The sequence below is a fragment of the Xanthomonas sp. F1 genome (assembly GCF_014199855.1).
Map to the genome: position 1 here is coordinate 722,877 of NZ_JACHOK010000002.1, position 13,450 is coordinate 736,326.

13 protein-coding genes are annotated in these 13,450 nt (G+C 71.0%); 8 read left to right on the forward strand and 5 right to left on the reverse strand.

All coding sequences use genetic code 11. The features are described 5' to 3' along the window. Window positions 1–40 precede the first annotated feature (40 nt). The gene (epmB, locus tag GGR71_RS07710) at window positions 41–1,078 is read right to left on the reverse strand and encodes an EF-P beta-lysylation protein EpmB (protein WP_184451781.1); all 1,038 of its coding nucleotides are present in this window, start codon (window positions 1,076–1,078) and stop codon (window positions 41–43) included. Window positions 1,079–1,177: 99 nt separating this feature from the next. On the opposite strand from epmB, the gene efp reads away from it, so the two are divergent. The 6 genes from efp (at window position 1,178) to GGR71_RS07740 (ending at window position 6,305) form a co-directional block, all read left to right on the forward strand. Then, on the forward strand, window positions 1,178–1,744 hold the full coding sequence (gene efp / locus GGR71_RS07715; protein WP_048488837.1) for an elongation factor P: 567 nt from the start codon (window positions 1,178–1,180) through the stop codon (window positions 1,742–1,744). Window positions 1,745–1,869: 125 nt separating this feature from the next. Continuing rightward, a complete protein-coding gene (locus GGR71_RS07720) occupies window positions 1,870–2,529 on the forward strand; it encodes a TMEM175 family protein (protein ID WP_160962204.1) in 660 nt (219 codons plus the stop codon). Window positions 2,530–2,554: 25 nt separating this feature from the next. Next, a complete protein-coding gene (locus GGR71_RS07725) occupies window positions 2,555–3,889 on the forward strand; it encodes a TRZ/ATZ family hydrolase (RefSeq protein WP_160962206.1) in 1,335 nt (444 codons plus the stop codon). 53 nt (window positions 3,890–3,942) lie between these two features. Beyond that, on the forward strand, window positions 3,943–4,662 hold the full coding sequence (gene ubiG, locus GGR71_RS07730; RefSeq protein WP_048488840.1) for a bifunctional 2-polyprenyl-6-hydroxyphenol methylase/3-demethylubiquinol 3-O-methyltransferase UbiG: 720 nt from the start codon (window positions 3,943–3,945) through the stop codon (window positions 4,660–4,662). A 46-nt stretch (window positions 4,663–4,708) separates the two neighbouring features. Next, window positions 4,709–5,410, forward strand: a complete 702-nt coding sequence (locus GGR71_RS07735) for a phosphoglycolate phosphatase (protein WP_160962208.1) — start codon at window positions 4,709–4,711, stop codon at window positions 5,408–5,410. A gap of 190 nt (window positions 5,411–5,600) precedes the next feature. Next, window positions 5,601–6,305, forward strand: coding sequence for an isoprenoid biosynthesis enzyme family protein (locus tag GGR71_RS07740; RefSeq protein ID WP_160962210.1), 705 nt, complete (start codon window positions 5,601–5,603; stop codon window positions 6,303–6,305). A 28-nt stretch (window positions 6,306–6,333) separates the two neighbouring features. Here GGR71_RS07740 and GGR71_RS07745 read toward each other — a convergent pair whose 3' ends face one another. Further along, a complete protein-coding gene (locus GGR71_RS07745) occupies window positions 6,334–7,515 on the reverse strand; it encodes a putative acyl-CoA thioester hydrolase (protein ID WP_160962212.1) in 1,182 nt (393 codons plus the stop codon). Between the two features lie 414 nt (window positions 7,516–7,929). Here GGR71_RS07745 and GGR71_RS07750 point away from each other — a divergent pair, with 414 nt between their 5' ends. Both GGR71_RS07750 and GGR71_RS07755 read left to right on the forward strand, forming a co-directional pair. Then, window positions 7,930–9,612 (forward strand): sensor domain-containing diguanylate cyclase, encoded by a 1,683-nt coding sequence (locus GGR71_RS07750; protein WP_160962214.1) that lies wholly within the window; start codon window positions 7,930–7,932, stop codon window positions 9,610–9,612. After that, window positions 9,609–10,565: a C40 family peptidase gene (locus GGR71_RS07755; protein ID WP_237474468.1), complete on the forward strand. Its 957-nt coding sequence runs from the start codon at window positions 9,609–9,611 to the stop codon at window positions 10,563–10,565. Before GGR71_RS07750 ends, GGR71_RS07755 begins: the two co-directional genes overlap by 4 nt. Before the next feature lie 324 nt (window positions 10,566–10,889). Here the strand turns inward: GGR71_RS07755 and GGR71_RS07760 are convergent, their stop codons facing one another. Genes GGR71_RS07760 through yidD form a run of 3 tightly spaced genes read right to left on the reverse strand, consistent with a single transcriptional unit; the run spans window position 10,890 to window position 13,359 of the window. Next, a complete protein-coding gene (locus GGR71_RS07760) occupies window positions 10,890–11,753 on the reverse strand; it encodes a M23 family metallopeptidase (RefSeq protein ID WP_160962216.1) in 864 nt (287 codons plus the stop codon). Further along, window positions 11,753–13,087, reverse strand: a complete 1,335-nt coding sequence (locus tag GGR71_RS07765) for a dihydroorotase (protein WP_160962218.1) — start codon at window positions 13,085–13,087, stop codon at window positions 11,753–11,755. Before GGR71_RS07765 ends, GGR71_RS07760 begins: the two co-directional genes overlap by 1 nt. Beyond that, window positions 13,087–13,359 carry a membrane protein insertion efficiency factor YidD gene (gene yidD / locus GGR71_RS07770; RefSeq protein ID WP_184451783.1) on the reverse strand — a complete coding sequence of 91 codons (273 nt, stop codon included), beginning with the start codon at window positions 13,357–13,359 and terminating at the stop codon, window positions 13,087–13,089. Before yidD ends, GGR71_RS07765 begins: the two co-directional genes overlap by 1 nt. Window positions 13,360–13,450 lie beyond the last annotated feature (91 nt).

The following is a 13,450-nucleotide window of genomic DNA, read 5'->3' on the forward strand; positions in this document are numbered from 1 at the left end:
TGGCCGGTCGGCGCCGCGCCTGCGGCGCTCGCCAGATAGGTCAGGGCGTCAGCGCGCGTTTGCCGCTGTCGCCTTGGATTTCGCGCACCAGCTTGGGCACCAGATAGCCGGACAGGCGTGCGGCCAGCGCCTGGTGCAGGGCCAGGGCGCGGGCATCGTCCACTTCGAAATGAGCCACGCCCTGTACCCGGTCCAGCTGATGCAGGTAGTAGGGCAGTACGCCGGCGGCGAAGCTGCGCTCGCTCAGCGCGGCCAGCGCCTCGACGCTGTCGTTGACCCCGCGCAGCAGCACCGCCTGGTTGAGCAGGTGCGCGCCGGCCTCGCGCAGGCGCGCCAGCGCGGCATCGACGCCGGCATCGAATTCGTTGGCGTGGTTGGCGTGGAGCACGAACGCCAGCGGCCACGGCAGCGCGCGCAGCCAGGCCAGCAGCGGCGCATCGACACGCTCGGGCAGCACCACCGGCAGGCGGCTGTGGATGCGCAGGCGTTTGAGCTGCGGCAGCGTCGCCAGGGCCTCGGTGAGTTCGACCAGTTTCGGCGTGGCCAGCGACAGCGGATCGCCGCCGGACAGGATCACTTCCTCGATGCTGGGATCGGCGGCGATCGCCGCCACCGCCGTGCGCCAGCCATCGCGGGCGGCGGTCTCGTCGGCGTATGGGAAATGCCGGCGGAAGCAGTAGCGGCAGTGCACCGCGCAACTGCCGGTGGCCACCAGCAGGGCGCGGCCGCGGTATTTGTGGATCACGCCGTCGGCCTTCTTGGCCGCGGCGTCGCCGACCGCATCCAGGGCGAACCCGGCGACCACGCGCTGCTCGTCGTCGATCGGCAACACCTGGCGCAGCAGCGGGTCGTGCGGATCGCCCGGGCGCATGCGCGCGACGAAGCTGCGCGGCACGCGCAGCGCGAACTGCGTCGCAGCCTGTTCGGAGACGCCCAGCGCCTGCGGATCCAGGCCCAGCAGTGCCAGCAGCTCGCGCGGATCGCGCACGGCGTCGCGCCAGGCCTGCTGCCAGCGCGGCGGCGCGGCGGCGGGCAGGGGCGGGGACGGCTGCATCGGGCGGGGGGCTGCGGTTATCATAGGCGGTCATCACACGAGCGCCCGCCGTTGCGGCGGAGCTTCCATTCTATCCGGCCGGCCGCCGAACGCGGCGGGTTTGCCTTACCCGAGGAGTTTCAGATGGCCAGCTACGGCATGAACGACGTCAAGAACGGGATGAAGATCCTGGTCAACAGCGAGCCTGCGATCATCACCGATACCGAGTACGTCAAGCCCGGCAAAGGCCAGGCGTTCACCCGCGTCAAGTACCGCTTCATCAAGTCCGGGCGCGTGGTCGAAATGACCATGAAGGCGACCGACAGCGTGGAAGCGGCCGACGTGGTCGACACCGACATGCAGTACCTGTACAGCGATGGCGAGTACTGGCACTTCATGCAGCAGGAAACCTTCGAGCAGGTGCAGGCCGACAAGGCCGGCGTCGGTGATGCCGCCAAGTGGATCAAGGGCGAAGAGGCCTGCGTGGTGACGCTGTGGAACGGCACGCCGATCCAGGTCACCCCGCCGAACTTCGTCGAACTGAAGATCGTCGAGACCGACCCGGGCGTGCGCGGCGATACCTCCGGCGGCGGCGGCAAGCCGGCGACCCTGGAGACCGGCGCGGTGGTGCGCGTGCCGCTGTTCGTCGGCCAGGAAGAAGTGATCCGCGTCGATACGCGTTCGGGCGAATACGTCTCGCGCGTCAAGTAAGTCGGCATGCCCGCGGCCGCAATCGGCCGCGGGCATGCGCACGCGCTGGCGTGCGGCGGCCAGGCAGCGCCCTGCGCCGGATCGCCGCGCGGCGGTGATGGACCACCTCGCTCCCAGGACAACCCGTGACGACCAGCCACGCCGACAGCGCCGACAGCAAGTACCCGCACGACCGCGTCGTGTTCTTCAGCGATGCGGTGTTCGCCATCGCCATCACCTTGCTGGCGGTGGAAATCAAGGTGCCGGGGCACGCCGAGGTCGCGGCGGCCGGTGGCATCCTCGCTGCGTTGCACCGGATGCTGCCGCTGTTCATCGGCTTCGCGGTCAGCTTCCTGGTCACCGCCCTGTTCTGGAAGTCGCACCTGCAGCTGTGCCGGCACATCCGCCAGTTCGACGACCGGCTGATCTGGCTCAATGTGCTGCAGCTGCTGCTGATCGGCCTGCTGCCGTTCTCCACCGCGCTGTATTCGGACTATTTCGGCAGCCACGAGGCGTTCGCGGTGTACTGCGCGCACCTGGCCGCGATCGGCCTGGCCGGTTACTGGCTGCATGCCTATGCGGTGCGCAAGGAAGGCCTGGCGCAGCGGCTGGGTCCGCTGCAGGCGCAGGCGATGAAGCTGCGCGCGGCGGTCTCGCCGGTGGTGTTCGCGTTGTGCATCCCCGTGGGCATGGTGGCGCCCTGGCTGGGCCGTTTCGGCTTCCTGGCGGTCTTCCTGCTGCAGTGGGGGGTGATGCGCGTGTACCAGCGGCGCATCCTCCGGGCGCAGGCGGCACCGGCACCGTGATCCTTCCTTTTTCAGAGCCTCTGCGATGACCTCCATACCCGAATCCTGCGACCTGCTGATCGAAGCTGGCTACGTGGTCCCGATCGAGCCGCATGCGGTGGTGCTGGAAGACCACGCGGTGGCGGTGCGCGGCAGCGAGATCGTGGCGGTGCTGCCGACGACCGAGGCGCGTACGCGCTTCGCCGCCGCGCGCACCGTCTCGCGCCCCGACGCGGCCCTGCTGCCGGGCCTGGTCAACGCGCACACCCACAATCCGATGACGCTGCTGCGCGGCATCGCCGACGACCTGCCGCTGATGGTGTGGCTGCAGCAGCACATCTGGCCGGTGGAGACCGCGGTGATCGGCCCGGAGTTCGTCGCCGACGGCACCGCGCTGGCCATCGCCGAGATGTTGCGCGGCGGCACCACCTGCGCCAACGAGAACTACTTCTTCGCCGACGTGCAGGCCGCGGTGTACAAGCAGCACGGCTTCCGCGCGCGGGTCGGCACGGTGATCATCGATTTCCCGACCGCCTGGGCCAAGACCTCCGACGAGTACTTCGCCCGCGCCTGCGAGGTGCACGACCAGTGGCGCGACGATCCGCTGGTCGGCATCGCCTTCGCCCCGCATGCGCCGTACACGGTCAACGACGCCAACTTCGAGCGGGTGCGGATGCTGTCCGACCAGCTCGAGGTGCCGGTGCACCTGCATACCCACGAGACCGCGCAGGAGATCGCCGATTCGCTCAAGCAGTACGGGCAGCGCCCGCTGGCGCGGCTGGACCGGCTGGGCCTGGTCAACGACCGCCTGATCGCGGTGCACATGACCCAGCTCACCGACGCGGAGATCCACCTGTGCGCCGAGCGTGGGGTCAGCGTGGTGCATTGCCCCGAATCCAACCTCAAGCTCGCTTCCGGCTTCTGCCCGGCCTGCGCGCTGCAACGTGCGGGCGTGAACCTGGCGATCGGCACCGACGGCTGCGCCAGCAACAACGACCTGGACATGTTCAGCGAGAACCGCACCGCGGCGATCCTGGCCAAGGCCGTGGCCAACGACGCCACCGCGCTGGACGCGGCCAGCACGCTGCGCGCGGCCACCCTGGGCGGCGCGCGCGCGCTGGGCTTCGGCGAGACCATCGGTTCGATCGAGCCGGGCAAGCAGGCCGACCTGATCTGCGTGGACCTGTCGGCGCTGGAGACCCAGCCGCTGCACAACGTGCTGTCGCAACTGGTGTACGCCACCGGCCGGCAGCAGGTCAGCGACGTGTGGATCGCCGGCCAGCCCAAGCTGAGCCAGCGCGTGCTGGTGGACATGGACGTCGACGCGCTGGTCGCCAACGCGCGGCAGTGGCGCGAGCGTATCCGCAGCGTCCACGCCTGATCCGCTATGTTCGCCGTGCCGCACCCCGAGCGCGGCCCCAACGAGATACCGTCATGACCGCTTCCGCCGCCAACGCCTCCGCCAATTTCGATCAGGCCGAACTGGACAAGTTCGGCGCCCTGGCCACCCGCTGGTGGGATGCCGACGGTCCGCAGAAGCCGCTGCATGCGCTCAACCCGGTGCGCCTGCGCTACGTCGCCGAGCGCCTGCCGCTGCGCGGCGCGGCGGTGCTGGACGTGGGCTGCGGCGGTGGCCTGCTCAGCGAGGCGCTGGCCAAGGAGGGCGCGCAGGTCACCGCGATCGACCTGGCGCCGGAACTGATCAAGGTCGCGCGGCTGCACCAGTTCGAATCCGGGGTGGAGGTCGACTACCGCGTGCAGTCGGTCGAGGACCTGGCGGCGGCGCAGCCGGGCAGCTTCGACGCCATCACCTGCATGGAGATGCTCGAGCACGTGCCCGATCCGGCGGCGATCGTGCGCGCCTGCGCGACCCTGCTCAAGCCGGGCGGACAGCTGTTCCTGTCCACCCTCAACCGCACCCCGGCCGCGTTCGCCCTGGCCATCGTCGGCGCCGAATACGTGGCGCGGCTGCTGCCCACCGGCACCCACCGCTACCAGGATTTCATCAAGCCGGCGGAACTGGCCGCGTGGTTGCGCCAGGCCGAGCTGCAGTTGCGCGACGTCAGCGGCCTGGCCTACGAGCCGTGGCGCAACCGCGCGCGGTTGTCCTCGCGCACCGAAGTCAATTACCTGGCGTGTGCGGGGAAGCCGTGATTCGGGAGTGGGGATTGGGGATTGGCAACGGCGGGTGCGTGCGCCTGTGACGCAAGCCGCGGACGATACCCAAGCGCGCTTTCCGCGGGTGGTGCTGTTCGATCTGGATGGCACGCTGCTGGACAGTGCGCCGGATCTGCTGGCCGCGGCCAATGCGGTGCTGGCCGAGCACGGCCGCGCGGCGCTGACCTTGGCGCAGTTGCGGCCGGTGGTGTCCAAGGGCTCGCGGGCGATGCTTGGCGTGGCCTTCCCGGACCTGCCCGCCGCGCAGCGCGATGCGCTGATCCCGGCGTTCCTGCGCCATTACGAGGCGCTGATCGGCCGCCATTCGCAGCCGTTCGACGGCATCGCCGAGTTGCTGCAGCGGCTGGAGGCTGCAGGCAGCGTGTGGGGCATCGTCACCAACAAGCCCGAGGCGCTGGCGCGGTTGATCCTGCCGCAACTGCAGTGGGAGCAGCGCTGCGCGGTGCTGATCGGCGGCGACACGCTGCCCGAGCGCAAGCCGCATCCGTTGCCGCTGCAGGTCGCCGCGCAGCGCCTGGGCGTGGCGCCGCACGAGGTGGCCTACGTCGGCGACGACGAACGCGACATCCTTGCCGCACGCGCCGCCGGCATGGCCTCGGTCGCGGTGCTGTGGGGCTATCGGCTGGACGAGGACGATCCGCTGGCCTGGCGCGCCGACGCGATGGTCGCCGCGCCGGCCGAGCTGTATGCGGCCGCGGCCTGGCCGGTCGCCGCGGCCGCCTGACGTCGTGGCCGTCGCCGCGTCGGCGACGCCGCCGCGCAGAGAACGCCGTTTCGTCGCCTGCATGCCGACCCCGCTCGGCATCCACCTGCCGCGCACGTAAACTGCGCGTTCTGCGCGGCCACCGCGCTCACTCACTCTCCGTTGCGCGACGTCTTCGACGCGCGCGCCTGAATCCGGATCCACCGATCGCATGAGCAGTTCGTCCGCCCTGGATGCCTTCCTCGACAAATGGCGCCGCCGCTGGCCGGAATGGGCCGTGGCCGAGGCCTTCGTGCCGGCGCCGCAGCGCGCCCGCACCGTGGCCTGGTTCGCCCTGCTGCAGGAGTTCGACGACATCCTCAACATCGCCGGCGATCCGCTGCCGGCCGACGCCAAGCTGGCGTGGTGGGGCGAGGAACTGCGCAGTTGGGCTGGGCAGCGCTCGCGGCATCCGCTGGGGCGGGTGCTGGAGCCGGTGGCCGCGCCATGGACACAACTGGCCGAGGCCTTGCCGGGCCTGCCGCAGTCGCGCGCGGCCGCGGCCGACACGGCGCATGCGCTGGAGCGGCTGGAGCCGTTCACGCAGGCGGTGGTCGCGGTCGAGCGCGCGCTGTTCGAAGCCCCGGCCGAGGGCGCCGCGATGCCGGTCGCGCTGCAGGTGCTGGCGCAGCGCCTGGCCGAGGCCGGCGCGGCCACTGCGCCGCTGGCGCTGCGCGGCGGCGATGAGGCGCAGCAGCGCCAGCGCTGGGCGCAGGCGCTGCTGAAACCGTGGCCGCGCCGTGCGCGCGGGCCGCGTCCGCGGCGCATCCTGTCGGCGCTGGCACGTGCGCGGACGGCGCAGCAGGCGGCCGCCACGCCCAAGCCGCCCGGGTCGATGGCGACGCTGTGGCGCGCCTGGTGGGCCGGGCTGGGCTGAGCCCCGGCCGCACCATGTCCGCCTTGCCTCAGGGGGCGCTGCCGGCGCCGCTGTTGGCGTATTCGTAGAAGCGGTTGGCCGAGGTGCTGCAGTTGCTGCTGCAGTACGGCCGGCCGACGGTCGAGGCGTTCCACGGCGCGCTCTTGCGGATGTGCCCGTCCAGCGTCGAGTCGCGGATCACCACCTTGCCGTTGGGCGAGGTGCCGTTGACGTAGTTGGACAGGCTGCCCACGCTCTCGTCCCAGGCCCGGCCCAGCCACACCGTGCCGCTGCCGGGATTGCCGACCGCATCGAAGGTGCTGCCGACGGCCAGGAAGCCGTAGCTGCTGCCGGGGCGGGTGCTGGGCGCGAAGATCACCCCGCCGTCGTTGGCGCCGCGGCGGGCCGCGGTGTAGCGGATGGTGCTGCCGGCGAACACCGCCACGCCCGAGCCGAAGATGAAGTCGGTATCGCCCTCGATAGTGCCGCCCTTGAAGTACGCGCGGATCACCGTATTGGCGCTGCCGGCGCTGACCAGCAGGGTGTCCTGGTTGCCGGTCAGCACCACGTTCTCCAGCACTGCCTTGTCGCCGCGCAGCGCCAGCGCCACCGCCGACTGGTTGCTGCCGCTGTAGGTGCCCTCGACGTAGCTGTTGACGATCGCCAGGTTGCGCGCCTGAAACTGTGCCGCGCGTACGGTGACGGTGCCGCTGTCGGAGGTGCCGACGGTGCTGCTGGCGGCGTTGCTGGCGCAGGGGTGGGTGGCGCTGCCGGTGGGCTTGGGCGTGGGGTTGGCGTTGCCGAAACGGATCGTGGTGCTGGCCGGGCTGCCGCCCAGGCCGAACAGGGTGAGCGGCGGTGCCGCGGCGGGGACGCAGACCACTTCGGTGTAGGTGCCCGGTGCCACGCTGATGTAGCGGCGCATGCTGCCGCCGGCAGCGACCGCGGCGTCCACCGCGCCCTGCACGGTGCGGTAGCGGGTGCTGCCGTCGGCCGCCACTGCGTAGTCGGCCTGCAGCAGCGCGACCCCGGCGCTCGGATCCCAGTTGTCGGTGACCAGCGCGCCGATCGGACCGGCCTGGGCCAGGTGGCGGGCGACGGTCTGGTTGGCCGCCTCGCTGCTGGTCAGTTGCGGGCGCGACGCGGTCCCGGTCAGGGCCGGGGCATCGGCGACGACCCCGCCCGCCAGGGCGAGGGTGGAGGAAAGCAGCAACCAGCGCGATACGGTCATGGAAAGCCTCCGCTCAAGGATAAGGTGCCGCGGCGACAGGTGCATGATACCGGTGTCATTCGATGATGCAGTCCGGCGTCGTCAGCGGAGCGGGGATGGTAGGGACGTTTGCGCGTGGGTGCCGGCCGATGTCGCAGCCAGAGATCCATTGTGTCGTCTCCATCACGATCGCGGATTCACCGCACGAACGGAACGCCAGCCGGGCGGGGACGGACGGGCCCTTCCTGGGCCAAAAAAAAAAGCGCCGGCGACCGACGTTCCAGGCCGCGGGCCGGCAAAGCGTCGCGGCACTGCGGCATGGATCTGCGCGCGCGCTCCGCTGGGCGCCGCGGCGTGATGGGGCCGTGAATTTGGATACGAGTCCCGTCGCGGCTTGCGCTACCCTCGACGCCGATCCCATTTGGAACCCGTCGATTGAAGCGCCTGTGCCGTTGGTGCTGCCTGTTGCTGTGCCTGGGAATGGTCGGGTCGGCGCTGGGGCAGGAACTGTTGTTGCAACGGCTCGCAGCCGACCCTCCGGCGCCGGAGGTGGTGGCGGGGCGCCACGATGCCGCGTTCGCCGATGCCGGCCATGGCGCGACCCTGTACGAGCGCAGCAAGCAGCCCACCTGGTGGCGCATCCGCGCCGACCGCGCGATCGGCAGCGAGGGCCAGCCGCAACTGGTACTGCAGTCGCCCTACCTGACCCGGGTCGAGGCCTGGGTGCCGGGGCGCGCCGCGCCGACCCGGCATGCGATCTACGGGGCCGACGCCGACCTGCGCTACTCGACCCGCGCCCTGGTGATCGCCTTGCCGCAGGGGCTGCCGCGCGGCGCCTCGATCTGGCTGCGGGTGCACGCGCCAGCGGCGATGCCGATGCCGGTGGGCATCGTGCCGCTGGCGCAGGTGCAGCGCGAGGATCTGCACTACGTCGGCTGGCGCGCCTTCATCCTCGGCTCGACCGCGGTGCTGGCGATCCTGGCGATCGCGTTGTGGGCGCGTTTGCGCGAGCCGATCTACGGCTATTTCACCGCCAACGTGATGTGCGTGCTGCTGTACCTGCTCGGTCTCGGTGGCGAGGCACGCGCGGTGCCCGGACTGGCCAGTGTGTTCGCGTCATCGCCGACGCCGATGCGCATCGTTGCCGCGCTCGGCGGCTTCTTCATCATCACCTTCCAGCGCCGGCAACTGGAGATGCACCGGCAACTGCCGCGGCTGGACCGGGTGCTGCGGCTGTGCGCGCTGTTCCTGCTCGGCATCGCCGTGGCCTGTCTGTTGTCGGATTCGGTGGTGCTGAGCCTGCTCGGCAATCTCGGGCTGATCGTCGGCGCGGCGCTGCTGTTGCCGTGCTGCCTGCTGCTGGCCTTGCGCGGGCAGCGCTACGCCTGGCCACTGCTGGCCTCGTGGACGCCGCTGTGGATGCTGTGCGTGCTGCGTTGCCTGGAACTGACCGGGTGGCTGCACCTGGACCTGGCCGCGCCAGTGCTGGCGCATGGCATCAGCCTGGCGCTGGCGATCTCCTGCCTGCTGGTCACCTTCGGCCTGGCCGAGCAGATGCTGGAGCTGCGTCGCGATCGCGACCGCGTCAGCCGCATGGCGACGGTGGACGAACTCACCGGCATGCTCACCCGCGCCGCGCTGCAGCAGCGCCTGGCCGAGGCGCTGCAGGATGCCGCGCGCAGCGCGCAGCCGTTGGCGCTGGCCTACATCGACATCGACCACTTCAAGCGCATCAACGACATCCACGGCCACGCCGGCGGTGACGCCTGCCTGCGCTGGGTCGCCGCCTGCGCGCGGGCGCGCCTGCGCAGCACCGACACGCTCGGCCGCCAGGGCGGCGACGAGATGCTGCTGCTGATGCCCGGCGCCACGCTGGAGGCCGCGCGGCGCGTGGCCGAGGACATCCGCCAGCACGTCGCCGCGCAGTCGTTGCCGCGCGAAGGCCAAGCGCTGTCATGCACGCTGAGCGTCGGCGTGGCGCAATGGCAGCGCGGCGAGAGCGTCGCGGCGCTGCTGCAGCGCGCCGATGCCGCGCTCTACGCCAGCAAGGCCGCCGGCCGCAACCGGGTCAGCGTTTCCACCATCACCCGCGCCACCCACCAGGAGCCTCAGCCATGACTGCACAACCCGCTTTGCCCGCGTTCGCTCCCGATCAGTTGCAGGTCGGCGACATCCTGTTGCAACTGGGCTGCGGCCCGGTGTCCGAACTGATCGCCTGGTGCGGCGACAGCATCTACAGCCATGCCGCCATCGTCGCCGACCAGGGCGATCTGATCGAGGCGGCGGCCAGCGGCGTGCGCCGCTATCCGCTATCGCAGCGGCTGACCGACACCACCGATTACCTCGTCATCGACGCCTACCGGCCGCTCAGCTACGCCGGCGTGGCGCTGGACGACGCCGACCGCGCCAGCGTGCTGGCCAAGGCGCAATCGCTGCTGGGCGTTCCGTATCCGCTGGACAGCTTGGCCACGCTGGGCCTGCTGGTCGCCATCCGCGGCAAGTGGCCGCAGCACTGGCTGGCGCGGATCGTGGTGCGCGAGGCGCTGGACCACCTGGTCCGCGACAACCCCTCGCACATGGTGTGCAGCGAAGTGGTGTACCGCGCGCTGGCCGAATGCGACGCGATACCGCCGGGCCGGCTGGCACCGCAGATCGTGCTCAGCGGACCGACCCACATGCCGTTCCCGGACCTGGACTGGAAGGCGCTATGGGAAGAAGTGTGGCAACTGCTGCATCCGCACCGGCAGCAGGTCCTGGGCGACGTGGCGCAGCGCCTGGCGGCGGTGGAGGGCGCACCGGCCAGCCTGGCCGCCTCGGCGCTGACCACGGTCACGGACGAGGACCTGCTGAACGGCGCCAATGCGGTCCGCGCCGGGCTGGGCCTGCCGCCGCTGCCGCCGGTCACCGACCAGGTGGAAGACAACGGCAGTCTGCTGCGGGAAGCCGGCGAAGAGGCCCCGGGGACGCCGTTGCCGCATCCCAATCCCAAGCTGGTGATGCCGCTGGACCTGGCCAACAGCCCATCGCATGTGGTGCTGGGGCGCCTGCTGCCGGCGGCCACGCCTGCATAGCGAAAAGGCTGGCGCCAGCGGTATTGCACGAGGCTGCGCCCGACCCCTCATCCGCCCCTGCGGTGCGCTTTCCCCACAAAGTGAGGCCGTGGTCCGGACGGGAGAAAGAGGGCCGTGGTCCCAACGGGAGAAGGAACGGCAGCAAGCCCCTCTCCCATCGGGAGAGGGGTTGGGGTGAGGGTACGGCCTCGCGCTAGGCCGCCCGTGCCGCTCACGGCCATTCGCGCGAGCGCTGACGCGCTGATGCTCCGCCGCCCCAGCCGCTGCCCGACACCCGTATCGAGGAACGCCGCCGCGCGCCAGCCCACCTGACGCACCAGCGCTTCAAGGCTGCTTCGTGCGCTCCAGCACCAACAACGGATCGATGCGCACGTCGAACCAATTCATCCCCCAATGCAGATGCGGCCCGGTCGCACGACCCGTGGCACCCACTGCACCGATCACCTGGCCCTGGGCGATGCGGTCGCCGACCTTCACGTCGATCCGCGACAGGTGCAGGAAGTTGGAACTGACACCATAGCCGTGATCCAGCAGCACGGTGCCACCGGTCAGGTACAGATCGGGGGCGGCGAAGGTGATCACGCCGGCGGCCGGGGCCTTGACCGGGGTGCCGGTGGGTACGGCGATGTCCATGCCCGAATGCCCGGCGCCGGGCTGGCCGTTGTAGACCCGGGCGTTGCCGAAGCGGCCGCTGATGCGGCCCTGCACCGGCCAGAGGAAGGGCGCGGCGAAATCGGTGCGCGGGTCGTCGCGGTCGCGCGCGGCGGTGACCTGGGCCTGTTCGCGCTTGATCCGCTCGGCGATCGCCGGCGGCGGGTTCACCGTCTTCGGCGGCACCCCGTTGACCTGTTCCAGCGGCCAGTCGCGCGGCGTCACCGCGATCTCGACGGTCTCGCTGCCGCCGTCGGGGCGCTGGATGGCGATGCGCAACGGGCCGCGCTCGTCGCGGCCGATGCCGAACACCACGCTGCCGTAGTCGCTGACCCGCAGGGTGCGGCCGGCGTACTGCACGCGGCTGCCCGGCGCCACCTTGCCGATCACCAGCGCGCCCTGCGAGGCGCTGCGCGGGAACACGCTGCGCGCCTCGGCGCCGGCCGCGGCCGGCGTCTGCGCATGCAGCACCGGGGCGAGCGGTGCGGCCAGCAGCATCAGCGCCAGCGCGGCGCCGGACACCAGGGCGCCGCGCATCAGCGGTCGAACGCCAGGCGCTGGCCGTTGGGGCTGCCGACCAGACGGGTGCCGTCCCAGGCCAGCACGCCGTTGACCCAGGTCGCGGCGATTTTCGAGCGGAAGCTGCGGCCCTCGAACGGCGACCAGCCGCACTTGGACAGCACGTCCTCGCGGCGCACGGTGAAGGCGGTGTCGTCGATCAGTACCAGGTCGGCGTGGTAGCCCTCGCGCAGGAAGCCGCGTTCGTGCACGTCGAACAGCAGCGCCGGCGCGTGCGCGAACTTGTGCACCACCTGGGCCACGCTGAGCCGGCCCTCGTGGACCAGCTCCAGCGCCGCGACCAGCGCGTACTGCACCAGCGGCAGGCCGGACGGCGCCTGCGCATACGGCTTGCTCTTCTCTTCCCAGGTGTGCGGGGCGTGGTCGGTGGCGAGCACGTCGATCACGTCCTCGGCGATCGCGCGGATCAGCGCTTCGCGGTCGCTGGCGTCCTTGATCGCCGGGTTGCATTTGATCAGGTTGCCGAGCGTGGCGTAGTCGGCGCGGTCGAAGCGCAGGAAGTGGATGCAGGTCTCGGCGGTGATGCGCTTGCCCTGGATCGGGCCGGGCGTGAACAGCGCCAGCTCGTCGGCGGTGGAGATGTGCAGCACATGCAGGCGGGTGCCGTGCTTCTTCGCCAGCGACACCGCCAGCTGCGAGGACTTCAGGCAGGCCTCGCGCGAGCGGATGTCCGGGTGCATGTCCGGGGTCAGCGCCTCGCCATACTTTTCCTTGAACGCGGCCAGGGTCGCGTCGATGGTCGGGGTGTCTTCGCAATGGGTGATGATCGGCGTCGGCGCGTCGCGGAAGATCGCGTCCAGCGTGTCCGGGTTGTCGACCAGCATGTTGCCGGTGGAGGCGCCCATGAACACCTTGATGCCCGGCGCGGTCTTCGGGTCCAGGGTCTGGATCGCGGCCAGATTGTCGTTGCTGGCGCCGAGGTAGAAGCCGTAGTTGCCCCAGGCGCGGCCCTGCGCGGCGTCGTACTTGGCCTGCAGCGCGGCGGCGTCGAGCGTGGGCGGGTTGGTGTTGGGCATGTCCATGAAGCTGGTCAGGCCGCCGGCCACCGCCGCGGCCGATTCGGTGGCGATGTCGCCCTTGTGGGTCAGGCCGGGCTCGCGGAAGTGTACCTGGTCGTCGATCATGCCGGGCAGCAGCCAGCGCCCGGCGGCGTCGACCACGGTCTCGCCCTCGCGCGCGGCCAGCTGCGGGGCGATCGCGGCGATGCGGCCGTCGGCGATGCGCAGGTCGCCCTGGGTTTCGCGGCCCTCGTTGACCAGGCGCGCGTTGACGATCAGTGTGGAAGCGGACATCAGTGTTTTCCTTGGCAGCGGCAGGGTGGCGGCGCCGTGGGGTCGGGCACCGGGTCGAACCCGCCAGGATGGAAGGGATGGCAGCGGCCGATGCGACGGGCGGCCATCCAGCCACCGCGCACTGCGCCGAAACGGGCGATGGCGGTCACCGCGTACGCCGAGCAACTGGGCACGAAACGGCAGCGCGGCCCCAGCAGCGGGCTGATGAAGCGCTGGTACAGGCGCAGCAAGGCGATGAGAGCGCGGGCGATCACGCCACCATGATATGCCACTGTGCTGGACTAGGCGGGTCGCTCGGCGTATACGCCGCGTTGTTGCCGCGGGGGGTAGGGTAGGCTATAAAGGCCCGCTTTCCCGGGCCCC

Coding starts and splice junctions, on each gene's coding strand:
- GGR71_RS07760 (WP_160962216.1), bottom strand. CDS start 11,753: ATGCGCGGCGCCCTGGTGTCCGGCGCCGCGCTGGCGCTGATGCTGCTG.
- epmB (WP_184451781.1), bottom strand. CDS start 1,078: ATGATAACCGCAGCCCCCCGCCCGATGCAGCCGTCCCCGCCCCTGCCC.
- GGR71_RS07755 (WP_237474468.1), top strand. CDS start 9,609: ATGACTGCACAACCCGCTTTGCCCGCGTTCGCTCCCGATCAGTTGCAG.
- GGR71_RS07745 (WP_160962212.1), bottom strand. CDS start 7,515: ATGACCGTATCGCGCTGGTTGCTGCTTTCCTCCACCCTCGCCCTGGCG.
- GGR71_RS07765 (WP_160962218.1), bottom strand. CDS start 13,087: ATGTCCGCTTCCACACTGATCGTCAACGCGCGCCTGGTCAACGAGGGC.
- ubiG (WP_048488840.1), top strand. CDS start 3,943: ATGACCGCTTCCGCCGCCAACGCCTCCGCCAATTTCGATCAGGCCGAA.
- GGR71_RS07725 (WP_160962206.1), top strand. CDS start 2,555: ATGACCTCCATACCCGAATCCTGCGACCTGCTGATCGAAGCTGGCTAC.
- efp (WP_048488837.1), top strand. CDS start 1,178: ATGGCCAGCTACGGCATGAACGACGTCAAGAACGGGATGAAGATCCTG.
- GGR71_RS07740 (WP_160962210.1), top strand. CDS start 5,601: ATGAGCAGTTCGTCCGCCCTGGATGCCTTCCTCGACAAATGGCGCCGC.